Genomic DNA, 23,236 nt, shown 5'->3' with positions numbered 1-23,236 from the left:
CCATGCAGAACGACAACAAAAACACGTTGATGTTCATCGTCAGCGCGTTCGCGATCCTGATCGGGTACCAGTTCTTCATCCTGGGTCCGCAGCAGAAACGGGCCGAGGCGCAACTGGCGGCCCAGAAGGCGGCCGAGGCCAAGATGGTGGCGACACAGCCTGGCGTGGTGCTCGGCCCCGACGGCCGTCCCGCGCCGCTGAAGCTGTCGCGCGACGCCGCCAAGGCTCAGAGCCCGCGCGTCGCCGTCGATACGCCGGCCCTGTCGGGTTCGATCTCGCTGAAGGGCGGTCGCATCGATGACCTGTGGCTGAAGAAGTACGCCCAGACCACCAAGAAGGCCTCGCCGCCGGTCGAGCTGTTCCGTCCCGAGGGCGCCGAGCACGCCTGGTTCGCCGATTTCGGCTGGGCCGGCGCCAATCTGCCGGGCCTGCCCGACAGCCGCACCGTCTGGAGCGCCGCGCCCGGCCAGACCCTGACCCCGACCTCGCCGGTCGTCATGACCTATGACAACGGCCTGGGCCTGGTCTTCACCCGCACCATCTCTGTCGACGCCGAGGCCATGTTCACCGTCGCCGACAGCGTCCGCAACCAGGGCGCCCAGACCCTGTCCCTGGCCCCCTACGCCACGGTCCAGCGCCAGGGCATCCCGGCCGACCTCGGCAAGAACCAGATCGTCCACGAAGGCGCCATCGGCGTATTCGGCGCCGAGGGCGGCAAGACCCACGAGCTGAAGCAGCAGAAGTACGGCAAGTGGAAGAAGGACAAGCCGCTGGAAGCCTTCCCGTCCAAGGGCGGCTGGGCCGGCATCACCGACAAGTACTGGCTGACGGCGCTCATTCCTGAACAGTCGCAGGACGTCACCGCCCAGTATCGCGTCACCCAGGCCGGCGCCGTCGATATCTATGACGTCAATTTCGTGGGCCCCGCCAAGAGCCTGGCCCCCGGCCAGACCCTGGTCCAGAACACCCGCCTGTTCGCCGGCGCCAAGACCGTGCCGCTGCTGCGCAAGTACGAGTTCGGCGGCGAGCCCCCGGCCTGGTGGAAGTTCTGGGACCAGACCCAGGCCCAGGTGCCGCGCTTCGACGACGCCGTCGACTGGGGCATGTTCCGCTTCTTCACCCGCCCGATCTTCAACATCCTGGAGATGTTCTACAAGCTGGTCGGCAATTTCGGCGTCGCCATCCTGCTGCTGACCGTGGCCCTCAAGCTGGTGCTCTATCCGCTGGCGGACAAGAGCTATGAGTCGATGGCCAAGATGAAGAAGATCGCCCCCGAGGTCGAGAAGCTCAAGGTCAAGCACAAGGACGACCCGGCCAAGCAGCAGCAGGAAATGATGGCGCTGTACGGCAAGGAGAAGATCAATCCGATGATGGGCTGCCTGCCCATGCTGGTGCAGATCCCGGTCTTCTATTCGCTCTACAAGGTGCTGACGGTGACCATCGAGATGCGGCACGCGCCGTTCTTCGGCTGGATCCAGGATCTGTCGGCCCGCGACCCGTCCACCTTCATGAACCTGTTTGGCCTGATCCCCTGGGATCCGGCGACCGCCCCGTTGATCGGCGCCTTCCTGTCGGGCCCGCTGCACATCGGCGTCTGGCCGCTGCTGTACGGCTTCACCATGTGGCTGACCACGGCGATGAACCCGCCGGCCGCCGACCCGATCCAGCAGAAGATCTTCCAGTTCTTCCCGATCATTTTCACCTTCACCCTGTCGCAGTTCTCGGTGGGCCTGGTGATCTACTGGTGCTGGTCCAACGTGCTGACCATCTTCCAGCAGTACATCATCATGCGCCGCTATCAGGTCGAGAACCCGATCGACAAGATCATCGCCCGCTTCAAGGGCAAGACCGCAACGGCGACCTGATGACTGAACCCAACTTCGCGCCGCCGCCCAATTTTTCACCTCCTCAGGGGCCCGTCTTCACCGAGGAAGAGATCGAGGCGGCGCGCGTGCTGTTCGCCCAGCCGGTGGCCTTCATGATGGGGGCCGTCAACATGGACGGCCTGCCGCATCCGATCGCCCCGGAAGTGTGCTTCGCCGGCCGCTCCAATGTCGGCAAGTCCAGCCTGATCAACGGGCTGGTGGGCCAGAAGCACCTGGCCCGCGCCTCCAACGAGCCGGGCCGGACGCGGGAGATCAACTTCTTCCTGCTGGCCGAGCAGCTGCGCCTGGTCGACCTGCCGGGCTATGGCTTCGCGCGGGCGTCGAAGACCACGGTCAGCAAGTTCCAGGACCTGGGCCGGGCCTATCTGCGCGGTCGGGCGACGCTGAAGCGCGTCTATCTGCTGATCGACGCCCGCCACGGCCTCAAGAAGGTCGACCAGGAGGCCCTCGACGCCCTGGATACGGCGGCGGTCTCCTACCAGATCATCCTGACCAAGTCTGACAAGATCAAGCCGCACGAGGTCGAGAAGGTCACCGCCGAGACGCTGAAGGCCATCGCCAAGCGCCCGGCGGCCTTCCCGCGGGTGCTGGCCACCTCGTCGGAGAAGGGCCTGGGCATGCCCGAGCTTCGGGCCGAGATCGCCCGGGTCTGTCTGGACCAGTAGAGGGCCCTACGACCCCAGCGGCCTGTAGGTCGCCGTGCAGCGGGCGTTGCACTGCGCCCATCGGCCGGGACAGCCGTCGTCGTCGCCGCCATTGCAGAAATAGTAGGACCGCGCGCAGGCGGCCCGGCACTGGCCGGCGTCGCCGCCCGCCCGGCTGGAGGCCAGCGGGATCAGTGGCTGCAGGGCGGTCTGCGGCGCTGCGGCCACGGCCGGCGGGGCCTTCGCCTTGGGCGCAGGCTTCTGATCCGCCCCCGCCGGCGAGGCCAGGGCGAGAGACACAAGCAACAGGGGCAGCAGGCGACGCATGGCCAGAGCCTAGGGCCACGCGGTTAAGGTTTGGCTAACCATGTTTTGGCGGCCCCTAGAACGCCTTGGCGCAGGCTCCGCTAAACTTCCAGTCGTGGGTGGCCATGGCGCCGCGCCCGACTTCCTTTTCCTGCACGCGCGGCACGCAGTTGTCCTTGGGTGTTCGCGCCAGGAATGGTTCGCGTTCACGGGCTTCTTCCGCGAAGGCGGCGCGCCGGGCGGAGTCCATGCCCACCCAGGGCTGGGCGTGGGAAGCCAGTTCGCGCGCCAGGCGCTCCTGGCAGGCCTTGCGCGCCGCCGGAGGTAGGCTGGCCAGGATGGAGTCCCGGCATCCCAGGACGGACTGAAGGGCGCTGCGCAGATTGGCGCCGTCGACGGGCGGCGCGATTGTCGCAGGAGCCTGGGGCGGCGTCGGAGCCATGACCGGCGCGACCTCGGTCGGAGGCTTGACGATGGGCGCTAGGCGTCGCCTGCCTGGGCTCCGAGACGCTCGGCGCGCCGCGCGAGGCGCATCCAGCTCTGTCAGCGTCACCTCGATGACGGGAGGCTCCGGAGGAACCGGTAAGGGCGCGATCCGCCACAACAGGGCCACCAGGACCACGGCGTGCGCCACCAGCGACAGGACCAGCGCCAGCGCCCATCCGCTTAGTCTGCGCCGCCTAGGTCGCCCGCCCGCCTTCACTCAATCCCCGGATTGCCGCAGCCCCAGGCTGAGCAGGACGCCCGTGGTCGGTGGCGGAATGAAGGCGCCCTACTTCAGCTTCTCGATCAGCGCCATCGCCGCCGCCGGGTTCCGCACCTTGGCTCCGGAGATGAAATAGGCGAACACGTCGCCGCGCTGGGCCCAGTTCCGCGTCTGGGCGACCACGCCGTCCAGCTCTTCGGAGCTCATGCCCGTCGGCTCGTCCTCGCGGCTGCACATCAGCCGGGCATAGGTGAAATCGGCGGTGGGCTCATCAATACGGGGCCAGTCGGGCGACTCGTCATCGACGGCATAGACGATGGCCGCGCCGTACTGGGCGGCCAGGTCGTAGAATTGCTGGGTCTGGAAGGTGGGGCTGCGCACCTCCAGCGCGTGACGGGCCGGCCGCCCGCCGATCTCCTTGGGCAGCAGCCTCAAAAAGCCCTCGAAATCGACGGGGTCGAATTTCTTGGTGGCCATGAACTGCCAGTTGATGGGCCCCAGCTTGGGGCCCAGCTCTTCCAGGCCCTGGGTCAGGAACTTCTCCAGCGAGTCGTTGTTTTCCGACAGCACGCGGCGATTGGTGCAGTAGCGGCTGGCCTTGACCGCGAACACGAAGTCGTCGGGCGTCTCGTCGCGCCACTTCATCCAGCTGTTGGGCTTGAAGGTGGAATAGTAGGTGCCGTTGATCTCGAGGCTGGTCAGGTTGGACGCGGCGTAGTTCAGCTCGTCCTTCTGTTTCAGCGTGTCGGGATAGAACACGCCCCGCCAGGGCTCGAAGGTCCAGCCGCCGATGCCGGCCCGGATCACGCCTGTGGACATGGTTCTGTTCCCTTCCTGTTCCCGGCGCACCCTAGCATCGCGGGCGGGAGCGGCAAGGGGCCTCTACCCCCCCACCACATGCTGCGGCGCGCCCTTGGCGAAGGCTTCGATATTGGCCAGGCTGATGTCCATGATCCGCTGCACCGCCTCGCGCGTGTCATAGGCCACGTGCGGGGTGACGATCACATTGGGCAGTTTGAGCAGGGCGTGGCTGGCGACCAGCGAGCGCAGGCCCTCGGGCGCCGGCGGGGTGGCCGAACGGAAGATCTGGGCCTCGTCGCGCAGCCAGGGCTCCTGGCTCAGCACATCCAGGGCCGCGCCGGCGATCTGACCGCTCAGCAGGGCGTGGAGCAGGGCCTCGGTGTCGACCACCCCGCCGCGCGCGGTGTTGACCAGCACCGCCGTCGGCTTCATCGCCGCGAACTGCGCCGCGCCGATCAGGTTCTGGGTCGCCGCCCCGCCGGGGATGTGCAGGGTCAGTACGTCGCACTGGGCGATCACGGCGTCGAGATCGGCGTAGCGAAAGCCCAGGGACGCGGCCAGGGCCCGGTCGGGACGGGTGTCGAAGGCGGTGACGGTCATGCCAAAGCCCTTGGCGATCTGGATCACCCGCCGGCCGATCTGACCCGTGCCGACCACGCCCAGGGTCTTGCCGCCCAGATCAAAGCCCCGCAGTCCGTCCTGCGAGAAGTCGCCGCGCCGGGTGTGCTCGACCGCGTCGGGGACCTTGCGGGCCAGGGCCAGCAGCAGGGCGAAGGCGTGCTCGGCCACGGTCGGGTCGCCATAGTCGGGCACGTTGCAGACCGTGATCCCATGGGCGCGGCAATAGTCCAGATCGATATGGTCATAGCCGGTCGAGCGGGTGGCGATCATCCGTAGCCTGGGAAACGCCGCCAGCACCTGCGCGTTCAGGCGCGAGTCGATGAAGGTGGAGATCACCTCGGCGTCGGGAAACGGGCTGTCGGCCGTGGCGCAGTCGGCGACGCAGGTGACCTTGTGGTCGTGGGTGAGGTCCTGGACCGCGTCGCGCTCCCAGTCTTCGGCTTCAAAGATGACGATGTTCATGCGGCGATCCCGACCGAGCGATTGGCGCTCGCAGGGATAACGCGCGGTTGTGTCGATCGCACCTAGGGGGTGACCACATGACTCGCCCCCTCCGCGCTGCGCGTCCTCCCTCGGAGGGGGAAGATGATCCCGTCTTCCCCCTTCGGGGGAGGACGACCGCGAAGCGGTCAGGAGGGGGCCAGTGTCAGCACTCCACCCGGTTCACCGACAGCCCCACCGCCAGCCCGCCCAGCGAGGTCTCCTTGTAGATCGCGTTCATGTCCTCGCCGGTGCGCTTCATGGTGGCGATCACCTTGTCGAGCGACACGCTGTGCTGGCCGTCGCCCAGCAGGGCCAGGCGAGCGGCGTCGATGGCCTTGATGGCGCCCATGGCGTTGCGCTCGATACAGGGGATCTGCACTAGGCCGCCGATCGGATCGCAGGTCAGGCCCAGATTGTGCTCCATGCCGATCTCGGCGGCGTTCTCGATCTGGGCGTTGGTCGCGCCCAAAGCGGCGGCCAGCCCTGCCGCCGCCATCGAGCAGGCCACGCCCACCTCGCCCTGGCAGCCCACCTCGGCCCCGCTGATCGAGGCGTTGCGCTTGTAGAGGGCGCCGATGGCGGCGGCGGTCAGCAGGAACACCCGGATCTGCTCGGGCGTCCCTTGATAGAAGCGCACGAAGAACCGCAGCACGGCCGGGATCAGGCCCGCCGCGCCATTGGTGGGGGCGGTGACCACCCGGCCGCCGGCGGCGTTCTCTTCATTGACCGCCATGGCCCACAGATTGACGAAGTCCATGGCCGCCAATGGGTCGCTGATCTGACGCTCCATGCGGCTCTGCAAGGTCTGGTGGATCTGGCGCGCGCGGCGCTTGACGTCGAGGCCGCCGGGCAGGACCCCGCCCTCGCGCATGCCCCGGTCGATGCAGGCTTCCATGGCCGCGAAGAGGCGGTCCAGGCCCGTGTTCATTTCGGCCTCGCCCATCCGGGCCAGCTCATTGGCGGCCATCACCTCGGCGATGCTCAGGCCGGCCTCGGCGGCGCGCTGCAGCAGGTCGGCGCCGCTCTCGAAGGGGAAGGGGACGGCCGGGCCCGCCTCGGGCGGTTCGTTGCGGCCCATCTCGGCCTCGTCCCGCACGAAGCCGCCGCCGACCGAGAACCAGGTGCGTTCGGCCAGCCCGGCGCCGGCGGCGTCGAAGGCGGAAAAGGTGAGCCCGTTGGGATGCTGGGGCAGGCTTTCATGGCCCAGCCAGACGATGTCGCGGGCCTCGTCGAAGGCCAGGCCGGTCTCGCCGCCCAGCTTCAGCCACTGGCTGGCCCGCGCCTCGACCAGGGCCGCCTCGCCGGCGTCGGGATCCAGCTGCGCGGGAACAAAGCCCATCAGGCCCAGCATCACCGCCCGGTCGGTGGCGTGGCCGCGTCCGGTCAGGGCCAGGGACGCGTACAGCCGGACCTCGACGCGGGCGACGTCGGCGATGCGACCGGCTTGGCGCAGGTGCGCGACGAACAGGCCGGCGGCCGTCATCGGGCCCATGGTGTGGCTGCTGGACGGGCCGACGCCGAGCTTGAAGAGGTCGAAGACTGAGACGGTCATGGCAAACTTCGTGAGCAAATAAACTTGTCATCCCGGCCGCAGCGTAGCGGAGAGCCGGGACCCAGGGCCGCTGCAATGCGGTTGCCCCTGGGTCCCGGACAGCCTCTGCGAGGCTTCCGGGATGACAAGAAAAGTTGGGCTACTTCCGGTCCGCCGCGCTCGCGTCGCGGATGGCCTTGAACTCCGAACCCGCCTGCCATTGCGGCCAGGCGCGGGAATTGGCCAGGTCGGCGCCGACCTCGTAGAACAGTTCCAGGTCCATGGCCTGGCCGCTCAGATCCCAGTCGGCCGACCATTCGTCAGCCGGCTGATGATAGCGGTTGGTCACATAGTCCTTCTCGGCCGCCTCGCCGGCCTCCTTGCCGCCCTTATAGAGGTCATTGCCCGAGCCCACCGAGATGGCCGGCACGCCACGCTTGGCGAAGGGGAAGTGGTCCGAGCGATAGAAGTGGCCGGCTTCCGGCGACGGATCGGGCGTGAAATAGCGGCCGTGGGCCTTGGCCTTGGCGACCAGCAGGTCCTGCAGATCAACCTTGCCGTCGCCCGAAGTGGTGATGTCCTTGGCGGGGCCGGCCGCCGACAGGGCGTCGATATTGAGGTCGCCCACGGTCTTGCTCAGCGGATACAGCGGGTTGGCGGCATAGTATTCCGAGCCCAGCAGGCCCTTTTCCTCGGCGGTCACGGCCAGGAACAGCACCGAGCGCTGCGGGGCGGGCTGGCTCTTGAAAGCGCGGGCCAGTTCCAGCAGGGCGGCGACGCCGTCGGCATTGTCGATCGCGCCGTTATAGATCTTGTCGCCCTTGGCGTCCGGCAGGCCGACGCCCAGATGGTCCCAGTGGCCGCTATAGACGACATATTCGTCGGGGTGGGCGGATCCCTTGACCACGCCGGCGATGTTCTTGGAGACGATCACCTCGTGGTTGACCTTGTAGTCGGCCGAGAAGGTGGCGCCGGTCAGTTCCACCGGCTTGAAGGCGCGGGTCTGGGCCTGTTTCTTCAGGGCGTCGAAATCCAGGCCGGCCTTCTTGAACAGGTCGACGGCGACATCGCGCTGGATCCAGCCTTCCAGGGTGGGGTGGGTCTTGGTCGGCTCCTGGCGGACGATGTCGAACATCACATTGGTGTTGGAGTTCTTGACCGTGGCCCAGCCATAGGAAGCCGGCGCGGTTTCGTGGACGACCAGCATGCCGATCGCGCCCTGGCGGGCGGCTTCCTCGTACTTGTAGGTCCAGCGGCCGTAATAGGTCATGGCCTTGCCGCCGAAGTCACCGGTTCCGGTTTCGAAGTCGGGGTCATTGACCAGCACCACGGCGATCTTGCCATGCAGGTCGACGCCCTTGAAGTCGTCCCAGTTGCGCTCGGGAGCCTTAACGCCGTAGCCGACGAACACCAGCGGCGCGTCCTTGATCGACACGGCGTCGACATTGGTCATGGCGGCGCGGATGGCGATCTGCTCGCCCTGGGCCAGGGTGACATGGTCATTGCCGACCATGACATGGGCGGCGACCGGCCCTGTGATCTCGAACTTGCCCAGCGGCACGTCCTGGGTCCAGGCGCGGGTTCCGTCCGTCTGCAGGTCGCCGGCCGGGGCCAGGCCCACAGCCTTCATCTGGTCGACGATATAGGCGACGGCCTTTGTCTCGCCCGCCGTGGCCGGGCCGCGGCCTTCGAAGTCGTCAGACGACAGCACCTTGATATGGGCCGACAGCCGGGCAGGGTCGATCTTGGGCGCGTCGGCGGCATGCGTGAGCATGGGCGCGGCGAGCAGGGCGGTGGCGAGCAGCAGGCGTTTCATCGATGATACTCTTTGGGGGCAGATCTTGTCGGGAAGGCGGACCGTATCCGGGGTCCGGGGAGAGGGCTAGGGGGGCCGTGACCCCAGGTTCACTTGCCCCCTCCTGACCGCTACGCGGTCGTCTTCCCCCTCCGGGGGAGGAGCGCGCAGCGCGGAGGGGGCCAGTGTCAGCCGCTGACCCGCCGCCCATCCACCGCCCAGCGCTCCAGCGTCTCCCCGTCCCAGACATGCAGGGCGTCATACAGATTGAGGGTCGGATCGCAGTGGCCCGGTTGCAGCCAGACGATGTCGCCGACCTGCGGCGCATCGGCGGGAAAGGCGCGGGCGGGATCGGCGTCGGCGGCGCTGACGGCCCTGGCGAAGCCCAGCGGGTCGCGACCGCCGGCTTTCAGCACGTCGATCATCGCCGGATGGGCGATCAGGCCGTGTTCGTCGCCCATCGGCCGCCACAGCGAACCGGGCGCGGCGCCGGCGATGACGCGGGCCGGCGGGCCGTCCATGGACACAGCCTTGAAGCCGGCGTCGACCACGACATGGCTCTTGTGCCGGGCCGAGACGACGCTGGCGGCGATATGCAGCGCCGGCTCAAAGGGCCAGGCGCCGCCGCCGGGGGCGCCGCAGACGTCGTATTCCACATCCATCACCGCATAGGAGCCGGCCTGCAGCTCGGTGAACACGCCCGAGGCCAGATCGAAGGCGTGGGTGCCCGTGCCGCCCCCGGTGACCACCGGCGGGGCCAGTCCGGCGGCGGTCAGCTCGGCGACCAGGGCCTTCAGCGTCGCGAAGGCGGCCTCGTCGGCGGCCTTTCGGCCCGGCTCGTCGTCCATATGCTGCAGATGCCCCAGATAGGCCTGGATCCCGGCGAAGCGCAGGCCGGGCGCGGCGTCGGCGGCGCGGGCCAGTTTCAGCGCCTCGTGCGGATAGGCCCCGGTGCGGTGGGTGCCCAGGTCCAGATCGACCACCAGATCCAGCTGCGTTCCGGCGGCGACGGCGGCGTCGGACAATCGGTCGATCTGGCCTTCGTCATCGGCGGTGACGCCGAGGGTGACGCCGGCGCGGGCCAGGGCCGCCAGGCGCGGCCCGGCCCAGGACGGGGGCGGGGCGGTGACCAGGATGTCGGTGATCCCGCCGGCCGCGAAAGCCTCGGCCTCACCGATCGTCTGGGCGCAAATGCCCACGGCCCCGCGTTCCACGATCATCCGGCCCAGGGTCGAGCACTTGTGGGTCTTGCCATGGGCCCGCAGCCGCACGCCGGCGGCGTCGCACAGGGCCTGCATGCGGTCGATATTGCGCGTCAGGACGGCGCGGTCGATCACCAGCAGGGGGGTCTGGGGGAGGGCGGCTGCGCTCGGAAATTTCATGCTTCCCATATCCTCAACCGTCATCCCGCGACGCCTTCCGTGATCCGCACATGCGCGTCGGTGACGTGAAAGCCGTAGATCTCGATGTCGTTGAGACAATCCTCGACCTCGACGCCCGGCTGGGGCTGACCCCGGATCATCTCGACGGCCTTGAACGCCGTCCAGGGCGCGTAACGTGAGGGCAGGTTCTCGCCCGCCGCGTGGGCGGTGAAGCCGAACACGCGGCCGGGACCTCTGAAAATGTAAACCGGCATCGCTCAGATCTCGCCGTTCAGGATGCGGGCGAACAGGGCCGGATCGACATTGCCGCCCGACAGCACGATGGCGCAGCTCTGTTCGGCCACTTCGATCTTGTCGGCCAGGGCCGCGGCCAGGGCGACGCAGCCGCCGGGTTCGACCACCAGTTTCAGCACCGAGAAGGCGTAGCGCATCGCTTCGGCGACCTCGGCGTCGGTGACGGCGACGATTCCCGTCAGATTGCGCTGATTGATCGGCCAGGTCAGTTCGCCCGGGATCGGGGTCAGCAGGGCGTCGCAGATCGAGCGGGCGTCCGGGTCGATGGTCTCGCGCCGGCCCGAGAGCAGCGAGCGGCGGGTCTCGTCGAAGCCGGCGGGCTCGACGCCCCAGACCTGGGTCCCCGGCGACAGGGCCTTCACCGCCGTGCTGGTTCCGGCGATCAGGCCGCCGCCGCCGACGCAGCACAGCAGCCGGTCCAGGGTGACGCCCAGGGCCTGGCTTTGCGCGACGATCTCCAGCCCCACCGAGCCCTGGCCGGCGATGATGTGCGGATCATCATACGAGGGCACGACCACGCAGCCGCGCTCGGCGGCGATCTGGTCGGCGATGGCGATGCGGTCCTCGGTGAAGCGGTCATAGAACTGGATCTGCGCGCCGAAGGCGCGCGTGCCGTCCACCTTCACCTGCGGCGAGTCGCTGGGCATGACGATCAGGGCCGGGCAGCCGATGATCTGGGCCGCCAGGGCCACGCCCTGGGCGTGGTTGCCCGACGAGAAGGCCACGACGCCGCGCCGGCGCTCGTCGGCGGTCAGCTGGCTGAGCCGGTTATAGGCCCCGCGAAACTTGAAGGCCCCGGCCCGCTGCAGGGTCTCGGGCTTGAGGAAGATCCGCCCGCCCAGCCGCGCGTTCAGGGCCGGGCTCTCGATCAGCGGGGTCTCGACGGCCAGACCCTTGAGGCGTTCGGCGGCGGCCTGGATGTCGGCGAGGGCGATGGTCATGGGCAAGGTGTAGGGGCTTACGGCCGCGATTTGAAGACGTCCAAGATCTGATCTCGCCGGTGACCGCCGGGAAAACAGATGAGGATGCTGCAGCGCATCGAAACCCTTTGCGAGCTGCGCCGTTCACGCCATAACCCATTCGGGCTGGGGCTGTTGAGGGATATCCAAATGAAGACCGCCATGTTCGCCGCCGCCGCTGTCGCGGCGCTGGCTTTCGCCGCGCCGGCCACAGCCCAGGAGGTCTTCGGCGGTCTCTACAAGCACGACGTGACCTTTCTGGGCGAGGCCGTAGGCCTGGGCGCGGCCGGTCGCGAGGACGGGATCGACATCCATCTGGGCTATCGCACCGCCCGGCTGGAAAACCTGGGCTGGCTGGGCCGCCCGCAGGTTCACGCCTTCGTGTCGATCAACAGCGAGAACACCTCTAACTTCGTGGCCGCCGGCTTTAACTGGCCCATCGAGCTGGGCGCGCCGGGCGGCTTCTATCTGCGCCCCGGTTTTGGCCTGGCCTATACCGACGGCGAGGCCGGCCTGCCGCCCGCCAACGCCCCGGGCCTCAGCGATGAAGAGCGCGCCCGTCGCACCAAGCTCTACTACACCCGCATCGATTTCGGCTCTCAGGTGCTGTTCGAGCCCGAGCTGGCCCTGGGCTACAAGTTCAATGACAGCTGGTCGGGCGAGCTGTCCTACACCCACCTGTCGAACGGCCAGATCTTCCACCAGGGCAAGAACCAGGGGCTTGACGACGTAGGGGTTCGGCTGGTCTACGCCTTCTGACTTCACGGGCGTGCTTTGACGCCGCCCTCCAAGGGTGCTTCAAGCGCCGCCCATAATTGAATAAACGTCTGCGGCCGAGTCCTGTCGAAGGGCCGCTGGACGTCACCGGGCAGGTGACAAGGCATATCTCAATCATGGCCAATGTGACCGTCGTCGGCGCCCAGTGGGGCGATGAAGGCAAGGGCAAGATCGTCGACTGGCTGTCCAACCGGGCGGACGTCGTCGTGCGCTTCCAGGGCGGCCACAATGCCGGCCACACCCTGGTTGTCGACGGCAAGGTCTACAAGCTGGCCCTGCTGCCCTCGGGCGTCGTCCAGGGCAAGCTGTCGGTGATCGGCAATGGCGTGGTGGTCGACCCCTGGCACCTGCTGGGCGAGATCGACAAGATCGCCGAGCAGGGCGTGATGATCTCGCCCGAGTTGCTGATCCTGGCCGACAACGCCTGTCTGATCCTGCCGCTGCACAAGGACCTGGACCAGGCCCGCGAGGCGGCCTCCAGCCAGAAGATCGGCACCACCGGCCGCGGCATCGGCCCGGCCTATGAGGACAAGGTGGGCCGCCGCGCCATTCGCGTCGCCGACCTGGCCGATCCCGAAGCCCTCAAGCCCAAGATCGAGCGTCTGCTGAGCCACCACGGCGCCCTGCGTCGCGGGCTGAACCTGCCGGAAGCCAACGCTCAGGACCTGTTCGACGCCCTGATGGCGCTGGCCCCGCGCATCCTGCCCTACGCCCAGCCGGCGTGGCGGGTTCTGGACCAGGCCCACAAGGCCGGCCGCCGCATCCTGTTCGAAGGCGCGCAAGGCGCCCTGCTGGATGTCGATCACGGCACCTATCCGTTCGTCACCTCGTCCAACACCGTGGCCGGTCAGGCCTCGGCCGGCAGCGGCATGGGCCCTTCGGCCACGGGCTATGTGCTGGGCATCGTCAAGGCCTACACCACGCGCGTCGGCGAAGGCCCGTTTGCGGCCGAGCTTGACGACGAAGTGGGCAAGCACCTGTCCACCGTCGGCCGCGAGGTCGGGGTCAATACCGGCCGCGCCCGTCGCTGCGGCTGGTTCGACGCCGTGCTGGTGCGCCAGTCGGTGGCCATCAACGGCATCCACGGCATCGCCCTGACCAAGCTGGACGTGCTGGACGGCCTCAAGACCCTGAAGATCTGCGTCGGCTACAAGATCGGCGACAAGACGGTCGACTATCTGCCGGCCGGCATGCGCGACCAGCAGGCCGCCACGCCGATCTATGAAGAGATGGACGGCTGGAGCGAAAGCACCGCCGGGGCCCGCTCGTTCAAGGACCTCAACGCCAACGCCATCAAGTATGTGCGCCGGGTCGAGGAATTGATCGGCGCGCCCGTCGCCCTGCTGTCGACCAGTCCTGAGCGCGACGACACCATCCTGATGCGCGATCCCTTCCAGGGGTGATGTCCCGCCGCGCCCCGGTCCGGGCCGGGCGCGTGGAAAATATATGGGCCTAACCGCTGTTTCTGCGACCCATCGTCACATCCTAAACGCTTCGTGAACTCGCCGGGGGCTAGCTACAGGCCAGAAGCGGTTTGGGGTGTGGCCTTGGGTTTGCGTGAGTTTCTGGATGACGGCGTCGAAGGGGCGACCCTCGTCATGAGCCGCAAGGGCCGGGTCGCGCGCGTCAGCGTCATGATCCTGGTCGGCGGCCTTCTCGGCTACCATTTCGGCGCCCGCGCGCTGGTGGCCTGGCTGGCGGTCAACGGCGCGCTCGAAGGGTTTCTGCTGTGCATGGACCGATGGTTCCGTCCGCAGACGACCGGGCGCTCCCCGCTTCTGATCCGTCTTGGACCCGGGGCCGCCTTTTGCACGGTGTGGTCCGTCATGGCGGCCCTGAGCTGGTCGTATGGCCCGCCGGCCATGAAGTTCGCCGCCCTGATCATCCTGTTTGGCATGATCGTCGAGAGCCTGAAATATGGCGCGCTCAGCCGCTCGGCCCTGCTGGTCATGGCGCCGCCGCCGTTTGTCGCCCTCGTGGTCGCGCCGCTGATCGCCGGCGGCTTCAAGCCCTGGGAGCTGGCGGTTGTGGCGATCACCCTGGCCGGTCTGCTGGGTTACATGCTGGACACCGCCCGCCTGCTGCGCGCCAACGCCCTGGCCCTGGAGAAGGCCCAGGCGGCGGCCCTCGAGGCCAGCCGCGCCAAATCCGCCTTCGTGGCGATGATGAGCCACGAATTGCGCACGCCGATGAACGGCGTCCTGGGCCTGGCCCACGTCCTTCGTGATACCCCGCTGGACGCTCAGCAGACCGAGTATCTGGATATGATCGTCCAGTCCGGGGACAGTCTGATGACCATCCTCAATGACATTCTCGACCTCTCCAAGGTGGAGGCCGGCAAGCTGGAGCTGGAAAGCACGCCGTTCGACATTCGCCGGCTCAGCCAACAGATTCATCTGGTCTGGAGTCAGACCGCGCGGATCAAAGGGCTGGCGCTGTCCCTGGACGTTGCGCCTGAAACCCCGACCTGGCTGCAGGGCGACCCGGTTCGGGTCCGTCAGATTCTGCTGAACCTGGTTTCCAATGCGCTGAAATTCACCGAGGCGGGACGGGTCGATGTCCGGATCGCGCCGACGCCCGACGGCGTCGAGCTGATGGTGTCCGACACCGGCGTCGGCATCAGCGAACAGCAGCAAGCCAGACTGTTTAGTCCGTTCACTCAGGGCGACCGGTCGACGGCCCGCCAATTTGGCGGCACGGGGCTGGGTCTGGCCATCAGTCGCCAGCTGGCGGAGATGATGGGCGGCCAGATCGCCCTGACCAGCACGGCGGGGCGGGGCTCGGTCTTCCGCGTCACGCTGGCCTTGCCATCGGCCTGCGCACCGACGAGCCACGAGGCGGATGAGCCTGCGCTGGATTTCGCCGGCCTCCGGGTGCTGGTGGTCGACGACAATCGGGTCAATCAGGCCGTGGCCCGGGCGCTCCTGGAATCCGCCGACGCGACGGTGGTCACCGCGGATCACGGCGGCGAGGCCCTGGCCCGTCTGCGCGTCGCGGATTTCGACATCGTGCTGATGGATGTCCACATGCCCCAGATGGATGGGCTGGAGGCCGTGCGGCGGATCCGGAGGGGAGAGGGCGGCCGCCCCGACATCCCGATTCTGGCCTTGACCGCCGACGCCATGATCGGCGAGGCCGAGCGACTCCTGGCCCAGGGGTTCGACGACACCCAGCCCAAACCCATTCAGCCGGCTGGCCTGTTGCGCGCTGTGGCCCGTTTGCGGCGTGCGCCGTCCGGGCTTCGCGCCGGGGCGGATCTGGCCGCGCCGATCACCAGGTCTTTCTGAAGCTTCGCCCCAAAGAACACTGTTCGGTTAGCGTTTGTTTAGGTTGAGGTCGCTAGACATGACCCCTTCACCTTGAGGACGTCTTGCCGTGTCAGCGCGCCGTAAACTGAAACCGATGCGCGGCCATGATCGCGTGACGCGCAGCCTTCGGGCCCTGGAGCGGACCGCCTCGACCAGCCGGGTTCTGAACCTGCTGGCGATCCAGGCCGACAGTGGCCATCGGCCCGAACACACCGAGCATCCGCTGTTTCGCAACCGCATTCTCAACAACGCCCTGATCGTCAAACATCGCCTGCGCAACGACGACTTCTTCCTGTTTGACGAGGCGCGGCCGTCGGCCACCAAGGTCATCATTCCTTTTGACCGTGGGGACCTGGGCCTGGGCGGCCAGTCGTTCTTCGTCGGTCAGAGGGGATGGGCCGACCTGCTGCAGGAGGCCTGCAACGACGCCAGCGACATGACCCGCGACCTGGCGACGCTGCGGATGATCGACATGCTGCCCTCGCTGGATCCGTTCCTGCTGCGCGAACATCTGCGCCGCCACGGCATGGTCGTCGCGCCGTGCTATTTCGCCCTGTCGCCGGGCGATCTGGCCCAGATGCAGGGGTTCGTCAGCAGCGAGATCTCGCGCCTGATCGATCTGGCCTATCGCGACACCGGCGGCATTTCGGGCGTCAGCGCCGCCCGCATGGTGGAAGCGCTGTTGTCGACCGATGTCGACGAACGCCTGGAGCCGCTGCGCGAGACCCTCGTCCTGGAAGGCGAGAGTTTCAAGGAGGGGCTCTTCAGCTGGAAGGGCTTTCTCTACTACAAATGGATGCTGACGCGGCTATGGCCGCAATTGGCCGGGGTCAGCGTCGAGATCGGCCAGATGGTGATCACCGGCGCGCGAGACCCTGAGAGCGCCCGCTATCTGGACGAGGCCCGCAAGCGCCTGCAGGCCGGCGTCATTGTCGAACGCAAGGCCGTGCAGCGGACCTTGAAGGTCTATGACGACGCCTTCAAGGACCTGATCGACAACGGCAAGCCGCAGGCCTTCCGCGACTTTCTGCTGCGCGCGCCCGAACTGTTCCTGTCTTTGGGCGAAAAGGTCGGGGTGATCTCGCACATCGCCAGCTATTGGCGGTATCGGTTCCCTGAAGGGCGGCCGGCGACCGCGCCCGTCGACGAGGCCATTGATATCTTCCAGGATTTCGAGGGCGGTCTCAGCGTTTCTCTGGCAAGCTGACGTCCAGGCGCGATCACTTATCAAGGCGATTTTTACAATCGGGTCTTAGAGTGAGGCCCAGAGAACCCCTCAGGAGCTGGTCAGTCCGGTGTTCGACGGCAATATCCGTACAACTCAACTCGTGGCCGCGAAGGTTCAGCGCGTGCTGGTGGTGGATGGGAATCCCGCCATCGGCAAGCTGTTGGCTGACCAACTGCGCCAGCTGGGCAATGTGCAGATCTATGCCGCCCAGACCATCGAGCGGGGCTATGCCATGGCCCGGACGGTCGAGCCGCAGTTGATCTTCGTCGAGCACGCCAGTTCAGGCGTCGATGGCCTGATGCTGGCCCGGAAGATCCGCCGCAGCGATCTGAGCTGCCGTGAGGCGCCGATCATCATGTGCACGGCCGAGGCGAAGGCCGAGGCGATCTTCGGCGCGCGCGACGCCGGCATCCATGAGTTCATGCGCAAGCCGTTCACGATCAAGGATCTGGAACGGCGGCTCGAGGCGGTTACGCTCAAGCCGCGCAACTGGGTCGAGGCGGTGCAGTATGTCGGGCCCGATCGCCGACGGTTCAATTCCGCGGAGTACAAGGGGCCGCGCAAGCGCAAGGCCGACGCCGTCGACTCGGTCGCCGCGCGGCTCTCTCAGGCCCTGCGCATCGTCAAGTCGGCGGGGACCGCGCTGGATTCCGATCCCGTTCAGGCCCGCCGCGCCCTGGTGGCTCAGGCTCTGGAACTGCGCAAGCTGGGCGCTGCGCTGAAGGAGCCGCGCCTGGTCTCGGCGGCCGAGGCGCTGGAGACCTGTACGCGCAGCGAATTCAGCGGCGCCGAGGCCCGGGCCGAGCTGTTGAAGCGCATCGACACCCTGATGGGTTTCCTGGCCGCCGACGACAACGGCGGCCGCGGCGCGGCCTGATCGGCCGATCAGGTTTCGAGACCGAAAAAGGGCGGCGTCCGAGGACGCCGCCCTTTCCGTTTCCGGCAGGTCTTTTTCCTAGAACGCCATGCGGGCGATCAGTTGGAAGACCGGGCCGGCCTCCTCGCTCTCCAGCTCGTATTCGGCGAAACTGCGGGTCCGCTGATCAGCCGTGCTGTCGAACTTGTTGAAGGTCTCTTCCTTCTTGCCGTTCAGCAGATTTGAGCCGGTCAGGCGGACGGTCAGGCGCTCGCCGATGCGCTTTTCAACGAAGATCTCGAGATCCGCGCCGTAGGTGGTGGTGACCTCTTCGCCTTCCAGGCGGCCAAAGGCTTCGCCTTGTTTGCGATAGGTGGCTCCGAACGCGCCGCCGACCGAGGGCAGGTCCTGGATGAAGCCGACGTTCAGCACATATTTGGCCTGATCGTTGAACTTGCGGCTGCCGAACACGTCTTTGACGTCGCTGTCGAGCCAGGAATAGTTGAAGAACACGCCCGTGTGTTCCAGGCCGATCACCGTCAGCGGCGTCGAGAGGTCGAACTCGACGCCATAAACGCTGCCATCGCCGACATTGCGCGCCTGCAGCACCTGGGCGGTGCCGCCGGCCGAACCGGTCTGACCCGTGGTGGTCAGCTCGATCAGATCGCTGACGTCGCGATAGAAGACATTGACCCCGGCCACGCCGCGGCGGCCCAGCCGGCGCTCATAGCCGACGTCCAGGCCCCAGGCCGTTTCGGGCTTGAGGTCCGGATTGCCGAGGAAGTCGTTGTCGCCATATTCCTCTTCCAGCGTCGTCGGCATGATCTGGTCGAAGCCGGGACGGCGGATGGTGCGCGCCACCGAGGCGGTGATCCGATCATCGGCGGTCAGGCTCCAGCGCAGGTGCGCTGACGGCAGCAGAGCGGCATAGTCGGTGTCGTGCGCCTGGTCGGCGGCGGCGACGGTCTTGTCGTTGATGCTGACGTCGGTCGTCTCGTAGCGCAGACCGGCCTCCCATTTCACCGGGCCGGCCTTGCCGGAGATCATCGCATAGGGATCGATCCGGGTTTCCTCGATGGTGTTGACGCCGCCGGCCACCGGTTCGAGCGAATTGTTGGGGTTGGCCGAGCCGACATTGAACCGGTTGCGCAGGCCGATGATCGCGGTGTCGCGATCCTTCTTCTGGTACTGGACGCCCAGTTCCAGCTTGGCCGCGCCGAGGTCGCGCTGATGCTCCAGCTTGATCGAGGTCTCAGCGTCTTCGATGTCGGTATATTCCTGGTCGAGCGTGTAGCGCGGCTTGGAACGATTGTAGTCCAGGTCGTTCTCGCGGTCGGCGTCCGTCTCGGTGAAGCGGGCATAGCCGAGCTTGATCTTCGAGACGCCGCCCCACATCGGCTTTTCGTACTTGCCGGTCAGGGTCAGGGTTTCCTGCTCGGTGTCGACGATCTGGTTGTTGACGCTCAGCAGGTTGCCGCCGGTGGTCTTGCCAAAGACGATCGGGACCGTAGAGCCGCCGCTGCGGGTGTTGAACTCCAGCGAGCGCTCGTCCTGCTTGCGGTCGGTCTTGACATAGAAGGCGCCCAGGTCGAGCTCACCATCCGCCAGCGGCGTCTGGTAGCTGGCGTTGAACGAATAGTCGGTGCCGTTGCGCAGGTCGGTCTGGTCTTCGCGATTGACGAAGGTCGCGGCGCCGGCCGGCGGCTCGCTATAGCGCAGGCTGGTCTTTTCCTTGGGATTGCGACGCCCCTGCAGGTTGGCGCCGACCAGCAGGCGGCCCGGGCCGACCTGGCCGCCCCAGACGCCGCCCAGCGTTTCGCGGATGCGGCCGTCATTGAACATCAGGGCGCCGGCGCGGATGAAGCCGCCGTCCAGCGAATAGGCGTCACGCAGGACGATGTTCACCGCCCCGGCCATGGCGTCGCCGCTGCGGTTGGCCGAGGCGCTGCGGACGATCTCGATGCGCTCGATCAGCTCGGCCGGGATCCGGTCGACGAAGAACGACCGGTCGACGCCGCCGCCGGGCACCTTCTCGCCATTGATCAGGATCTGGGTGTAGCCGGGATCGAGGCCCCGCAGGCGCACGCCGTCGGATTCCAGCACGTCGGACAGGAAGGCGACGCTGGGCACGCGCTTGAGGGCGTCGCCGGCCGTCAGCGGCTCGAAGCGCTGGAAGTAGTCAAGGCCGTAGTCGAGGACCGGCGCGGCCTGGTCGCTCCGATTGCGATAGGCGATCTGGGCCTGGACGACGAGTTCGGAGGCGGTCGCTTGCGGCTCGGCGGTGGCGATCGCCGCGTCCGCCATCTCGGCGGCATGGGCGCTGGCGGCCAGGGCCAGCGGCGCAAGCGCCGCCAGAGCGAAAAGCATGGTCTTGTTCATCGTGGCTATCCCCATCCTCGGCGCGGCCGTTGACGGGGCCGTTCGCACGTGGTTTCACGCGGCGGGGCTTAAATTCGCCAAGATCCTGGGGCTAGTGATGTTTTCTCGACGGTTTTCCTTCAGTTTTGTGACGCTGGCAGGTATTTCTGTCCTTCTGGCCGGCTGCGCGCTCCTCGATCCCGAGGCCCGGTCGGACTCCGCGAAGCTGCTGGTCGGCGTCGGAACGCCCGTCCCGGCCGCCGCCGAGACCCAATCCGTAGCGACACAGCGCGCTGACGCCGCTGATGACCCCGAGATCTGGGTTGATCCCCAGGACCCGTCGCGGGTGGTGATCTTCGGTACGGACAAACAGGCTGGTCTGTACACGTACGATATCAACGGCGCCGTTACGGGTTTCCTGCCCGACGGCAAGCTCAACAATGTCGATCTGCGTGGCGGATTGGCCACGCCTGCGGGTGAGCGGGTTCTGGTTGCCGCCAGCGATCGCGGTCGGTTCGGCGCGGCGCTGTATCTGATGGATCCGGCCACGCTGAAGCTGGAAGCCTGGGGTCTGGCCAGCCTCGACCTGGCCGAACCCTATGGTCTGTGCATGGGACGACGCGGCGACCGTTTCGTCGTCATCGTCAACGGCACGGACGGCCAGGTGCGGCAGGTGCGGATCTCGGTCGGTCCCGACGGCAAGCCGGTCGCCGTCGAGGAGCAACGCTTCGCCGTCGGCAGCCAGACCGAGGGCTGCGTGGTCGATGACGCCAAGGGCGTCCTCTATATCGGCGAGGAGGCCAAGGGGATCTGGCGCTATGACCTGGATCCGGCCAAGGGCGCGGCGCGGACCCTGGTGGCCTCGGCGCCGTCGGCGATGCTGAAGCCCGATGTCGAGGGGCTGACCCTGCTGCGTGAAGGCGACAAGACCTGGCTGATCGCCTCGAGCCAGGGCGACAGCGCCTTCGCCGTCTGGCGGGTGGATGGCCCGGAGGCGGTCTATGGGGGGCGTTTCTCGGTCGTGGCGGCCAACGGGGTCGACGGTGTGACCGGTACGGACGGCGTCGCGGCCCTGGGCGGCGTCGTGGGCCCCTATCCCGAGGGCCTGGTGGTGATGCAGGATGATGTCGACGACGAAGGCGAGACGCCGACGACGACGCGCGCGCGTCAGAACTTCAAGTTGGTTGACTGGCGGGCGGTGAAGGCGGCTCTGGGTCTCTAGAGCAAGGCGCATGAAATCGGACTCACGCGCCTTGCTCCAGGTTTTTGGTTCCGCATCGTTTTTGTGGAAAACCGGCGTCCACTTTTCCGCACGATGCTTTAGAGCCCCAGCCAGTGCCTTAGCGCGCCATTGACGGCCCCCGGCGCCTCCATCGGCGTCATGTGGCCGGTCTGCGGGATCACCCGCAGATGGGTGCAGCCGATCGCCTCGGCCATCTCGCGATGGCCCGGGGCCGGTGTGATCTGATCGTTCTCGCCGCAGAGGATCAGCAGGGGGCAGCGCAGGGCCTTCAGCGCCGCCTCGCCGTCCTCGCGCTCCAGACTGTTCTGGCGGATGAACACCTCGCGCCCAAGGCGCTGGGTCATGGCGATGATGCGGCCGGTCAGGGCGGCGTCGTCCAGGCGCGAGGCGTCGATATAGCTTTTCAGGATCGTGTGGCTGATGCCGATGAAGTCGCCCGTTCGGCGCGCGGCTTCGGTCAGGGCCTTGCGCCGGGTGGCGCGCTCGGGGCTGTCAGCGCGGATCGAGGTGTCCAGCAGGGCCAGGCGTTCGATCCGCTCGGGCGCGATGCGAGCGATCTCCTGGGCCACATAGCCGCCCATCGAGAACCCGGCCAGGGCGAAGGTCGGCTCGGCGTCGGTCAGGACTGTCTGGGCCAGATCGTGGATCGTCTCGCCCCGCGTCAGGTCGGCGACGTGGCAGCGCGCGACGTCGGCCAGACCAGAGATCTGGTCGCGCCAAAGCTCGGCGTCATTCAGCAGGCCGGGCAGCAGGAGGAGTTGGGGCAGGGGGGAGTGCATGGCTGGAGCTATAGCCCCTTCTCCCCTTGCGGGAGAAGGTGTCGCCGGAGGCGACGGATGAGGGGATGAAAGGCCTGTCGGATAACAGAGTACGACCCCTCACCCGGCCCTTCGGGCCACCCTCTCCCGCAAGGGGAGAGGGAAACGAAAAAGGAGCGCATCACGCGCTCCTTCCGTCTCAACTAGGGATGCTAGGCTTCGACCATGTTCTTGGCGATGGCCGCTTCGCGCATGGATTTCTGCAGCTTCTCGAAGGCGCGAACCTCGATCTGACGCACGCGCTCGCGGCTGACGCCGTAGTGGGTGGCCAGGTCTTCCAGGGTGGTCGGGTCGTCCTTAAGGCGGCGCTCGGTCAGGATATGACGTTCGCGGTCCGTCAGTTCGACCATGGCTTCCTGCAGAAGGCCCATGCGCAGGGACTTCTCTTCGTTCTCGGCGACCACGGTCTCTTGGCTGACCTGGTTGTCGTCGGCCAGCCAGTCCTGCCATTCGCTCTCGCTGTCCGACCGCAGCGGGGCGTTCAGCGAGGCGTCGGGGCCCGACAGGCGGCGGTTCATCGAGATGACCTCGCTGTCCAGCACGCCCAGCTTGGTGGCGATGGCGCTGACCTGGTCGGGACGCAGGTCGCCGTCCTGGAAGGCCTCGATCTGGCTCTTGGCCTTGCGCAGGTTGAAGAACAGCTTCTTCTGCGCGGCGGTCGTGCCCATCTTCACCAGCGACCACGAGCGCAGGATATATTCCTGGATCGAGGCGCGGATCCACCACATGGCGTAGGTGGCCAGGCGGAAGCCCTTGTCGGGCTCGAACTTCTTGACCGCCTGCATCAGGCCCACATTGCCCTCGGAGATCACTTCGCCGATCGGCAGGCCATAGCCGCGATAGCCCATGGCGATCTTGGCCACCAGACGCAGGTGGCTGGTGACCATCTTGTGAGCGGCTTCGGAGTCCTGATGCTCTTTCCAGCGCTGGGCGAGCATGAACTCCTCGTCCTTGGGCAGCATCGGAAATTTGCGAATTTCGGTGAGGTAACGCGACAGGCCGCCATCCGGCGACATCACAGACAATGAACTAACGGCCATGGTACTATCCCCTTTGGCTTCGCGGATCCGCACGCGGGCCGCGCGCCATCATCCCCTCACAACAGGTGAGATAGGGAGCGGTTGCGGCCAAGTTAAGTCCGATAACGCATTTGTAATGTCCCACGGCGGGGCTCGGGTATTGAACGATCGTGCTCCGGCCTTGAACGGGGCGCGCTTCGCGGCGATCTTGCAGCCGACGC

At 67.1% G+C, this 23,236-nt stretch carries 20 protein-coding genes; 8 read left to right on the top strand and 12 right to left on the bottom strand.

The annotated features are described in order from the left end of the window. The first annotated feature begins 2 nt into the window (after positions 1 to 2). Both yidC and yihA read left to right on the top strand, forming a co-directional pair. A complete protein-coding gene (yidC, locus tag ACW18B_RS19995) occupies positions 3 to 1,865 on the top strand; it encodes a membrane protein insertase YidC (protein ID WP_492048747.1) in 1,863 nt (620 codons plus the stop codon). After that, positions 1,865 to 2,551: a ribosome biogenesis GTP-binding protein YihA/YsxC gene (gene yihA, locus ACW18B_RS19990; RefSeq protein ID WP_492048746.1), complete on the top strand. Its 687-nt coding sequence runs from the start codon at positions 1,865 to 1,867 to the stop codon at positions 2,549 to 2,551. The genes yidC and yihA overlap by 1 nt, the downstream gene beginning before the upstream one ends. A 6-nt stretch (positions 2,552 to 2,557) precedes the next feature. Here the strand turns inward: yihA and ACW18B_RS19985 are convergent, their stop codons facing one another. The 9 genes from ACW18B_RS19985 to ACW18B_RS19945 form a co-directional block, all read right to left on the bottom strand. After that, complete coding sequence (locus ACW18B_RS19985) at positions 2,558 to 2,857, bottom strand: hypothetical protein (RefSeq protein WP_492048745.1); 300 nt, start codon at positions 2,855 to 2,857, stop codon at positions 2,558 to 2,560. A gap of 55 nt (positions 2,858 to 2,912) precedes the next feature. Further along, complete coding sequence (locus tag ACW18B_RS19980) at positions 2,913 to 3,278, bottom strand: hypothetical protein (protein ID WP_492048744.1); 366 nt, start codon at positions 3,276 to 3,278, stop codon at positions 2,913 to 2,915. Positions 3,279 to 3,608: 330 nt separating this feature from the next. Beyond that, positions 3,609 to 4,361: a DUF72 domain-containing protein gene (locus tag ACW18B_RS19975; protein WP_492048743.1), complete on the bottom strand. Its 753-nt coding sequence runs from the start codon at positions 4,359 to 4,361 to the stop codon at positions 3,609 to 3,611. 63 nt (positions 4,362 to 4,424) lie between these two features. After that, positions 4,425 to 5,426: a hydroxyacid dehydrogenase gene (locus ACW18B_RS19970; protein WP_492048742.1), complete on the bottom strand. Its 1,002-nt coding sequence runs from the start codon at positions 5,424 to 5,426 to the stop codon at positions 4,425 to 4,427. Between the two features lie 184 nt (positions 5,427 to 5,610). Beyond that, positions 5,611 to 6,999 carry an L-serine ammonia-lyase gene (locus ACW18B_RS19965; protein WP_492048741.1) on the bottom strand — a complete coding sequence of 463 codons (1,389 nt, stop codon included), beginning with the start codon at positions 6,997 to 6,999 and terminating at the stop codon, positions 5,611 to 5,613. Between the two features lie 139 nt (positions 7,000 to 7,138). Beyond that, positions 7,139 to 8,794 (bottom strand): M28 family metallopeptidase, encoded by a 1,656-nt coding sequence (locus tag ACW18B_RS19960; protein WP_492048740.1) that lies wholly within the window; start codon positions 8,792 to 8,794, stop codon positions 7,139 to 7,141. A gap of 167 nt (positions 8,795 to 8,961) precedes the next feature. Next, on the bottom strand, positions 8,962 to 10,164 hold the full coding sequence (locus tag ACW18B_RS19955; RefSeq protein WP_492051800.1) for a DSD1 family PLP-dependent enzyme: 1,203 nt from the start codon (positions 10,162 to 10,164) through the stop codon (positions 8,962 to 8,964). 11 nt (positions 10,165 to 10,175) lie between these two features. Continuing rightward, entirely contained in the window at positions 10,176 to 10,409 is a 234-nt protein-coding gene (locus ACW18B_RS19950) for a hypothetical protein (RefSeq protein WP_492048739.1), read from the bottom strand. Between the two features lie 3 nt (positions 10,410 to 10,412). Beyond that, a complete protein-coding gene (locus tag ACW18B_RS19945; RefSeq protein WP_492048738.1) occupies positions 10,413 to 11,390 on the bottom strand; it encodes a threonine ammonia-lyase in 978 nt (325 codons plus the stop codon). Positions 11,391 to 11,558: 168 nt separating this feature from the next. Here ACW18B_RS19945 and ACW18B_RS19940 point away from each other — a divergent pair, with 168 nt between their 5' ends. The 5 genes from ACW18B_RS19940 (at position 11,559) to ACW18B_RS19920 (ending at position 17,598) form a co-directional block, all read left to right on the top strand. Continuing rightward, complete coding sequence (locus tag ACW18B_RS19940) at positions 11,559 to 12,167, top strand: acyloxyacyl hydrolase (protein WP_492048737.1); 609 nt, start codon at positions 11,559 to 11,561, stop codon at positions 12,165 to 12,167. Between the two features lie 134 nt (positions 12,168 to 12,301). Then, on the top strand, positions 12,302 to 13,588 hold the full coding sequence (locus tag ACW18B_RS19935; protein ID WP_492048736.1) for an adenylosuccinate synthase: 1,287 nt from the start codon (positions 12,302 to 12,304) through the stop codon (positions 13,586 to 13,588). A gap of 138 nt (positions 13,589 to 13,726) precedes the next feature. Then, entirely contained in the window at positions 13,727 to 15,472 is a 1,746-nt protein-coding gene (locus tag ACW18B_RS19930; protein WP_492048735.1) for an ATP-binding protein, read from the top strand. Between the two features lie 115 nt (positions 15,473 to 15,587). Continuing rightward, a complete protein-coding gene (locus tag ACW18B_RS19925) occupies positions 15,588 to 16,700 on the top strand; it encodes a hypothetical protein (RefSeq protein WP_492051798.1) in 1,113 nt (370 codons plus the stop codon). Between the two features lie 88 nt (positions 16,701 to 16,788). Next, the gene (locus ACW18B_RS19920; RefSeq protein ID WP_492048734.1) at positions 16,789 to 17,598 is read left to right on the top strand and encodes a response regulator; all 810 of its coding nucleotides are present in this window, start codon (positions 16,789 to 16,791) and stop codon (positions 17,596 to 17,598) included. A 78-nt stretch (positions 17,599 to 17,676) separates the two neighbouring features. Here ACW18B_RS19920 and ACW18B_RS19915 read toward each other — a convergent pair whose 3' ends face one another. Then, positions 17,677 to 19,956, bottom strand: a complete 2,280-nt coding sequence (locus ACW18B_RS19915) for a TonB-dependent receptor plug domain-containing protein (RefSeq protein ID WP_492048733.1) — start codon at positions 19,954 to 19,956, stop codon at positions 17,677 to 17,679. 97 nt (positions 19,957 to 20,053) lie between these two features. Here ACW18B_RS19915 and ACW18B_RS19910 point away from each other — a divergent pair, with 97 nt between their 5' ends. Continuing rightward, on the top strand, positions 20,054 to 21,157 hold the full coding sequence (locus ACW18B_RS19910; RefSeq protein WP_492048732.1) for a phytase: 1,104 nt from the start codon (positions 20,054 to 20,056) through the stop codon (positions 21,155 to 21,157). Positions 21,158 to 21,255: 98 nt separating this feature from the next. Here the strand turns inward: ACW18B_RS19910 and ACW18B_RS19905 are convergent, their stop codons facing one another. Both ACW18B_RS19905 and rpoH read right to left on the bottom strand, forming a co-directional pair. After that, positions 21,256 to 21,957, bottom strand: a complete 702-nt coding sequence (locus ACW18B_RS19905) for an alpha/beta fold hydrolase (RefSeq protein ID WP_492048731.1) — start codon at positions 21,955 to 21,957, stop codon at positions 21,256 to 21,258. Between the two features lie 191 nt (positions 21,958 to 22,148). After that, the gene (gene rpoH / locus ACW18B_RS19900) at positions 22,149 to 23,036 is read right to left on the bottom strand and encodes an RNA polymerase sigma factor RpoH (RefSeq protein WP_419318317.1); all 888 of its coding nucleotides are present in this window, start codon (positions 23,034 to 23,036) and stop codon (positions 22,149 to 22,151) included. Positions 23,037 to 23,236: the final 200 nt, after the last annotated feature.

The sequence above is a fragment of the Caulobacter sp. FV2ps19 genome, assembly GCF_058681035.1.
Note: the sequence above shows the minus strand (reverse complement) of the source record. Positions and strands in the feature narration are given on the sequence as shown.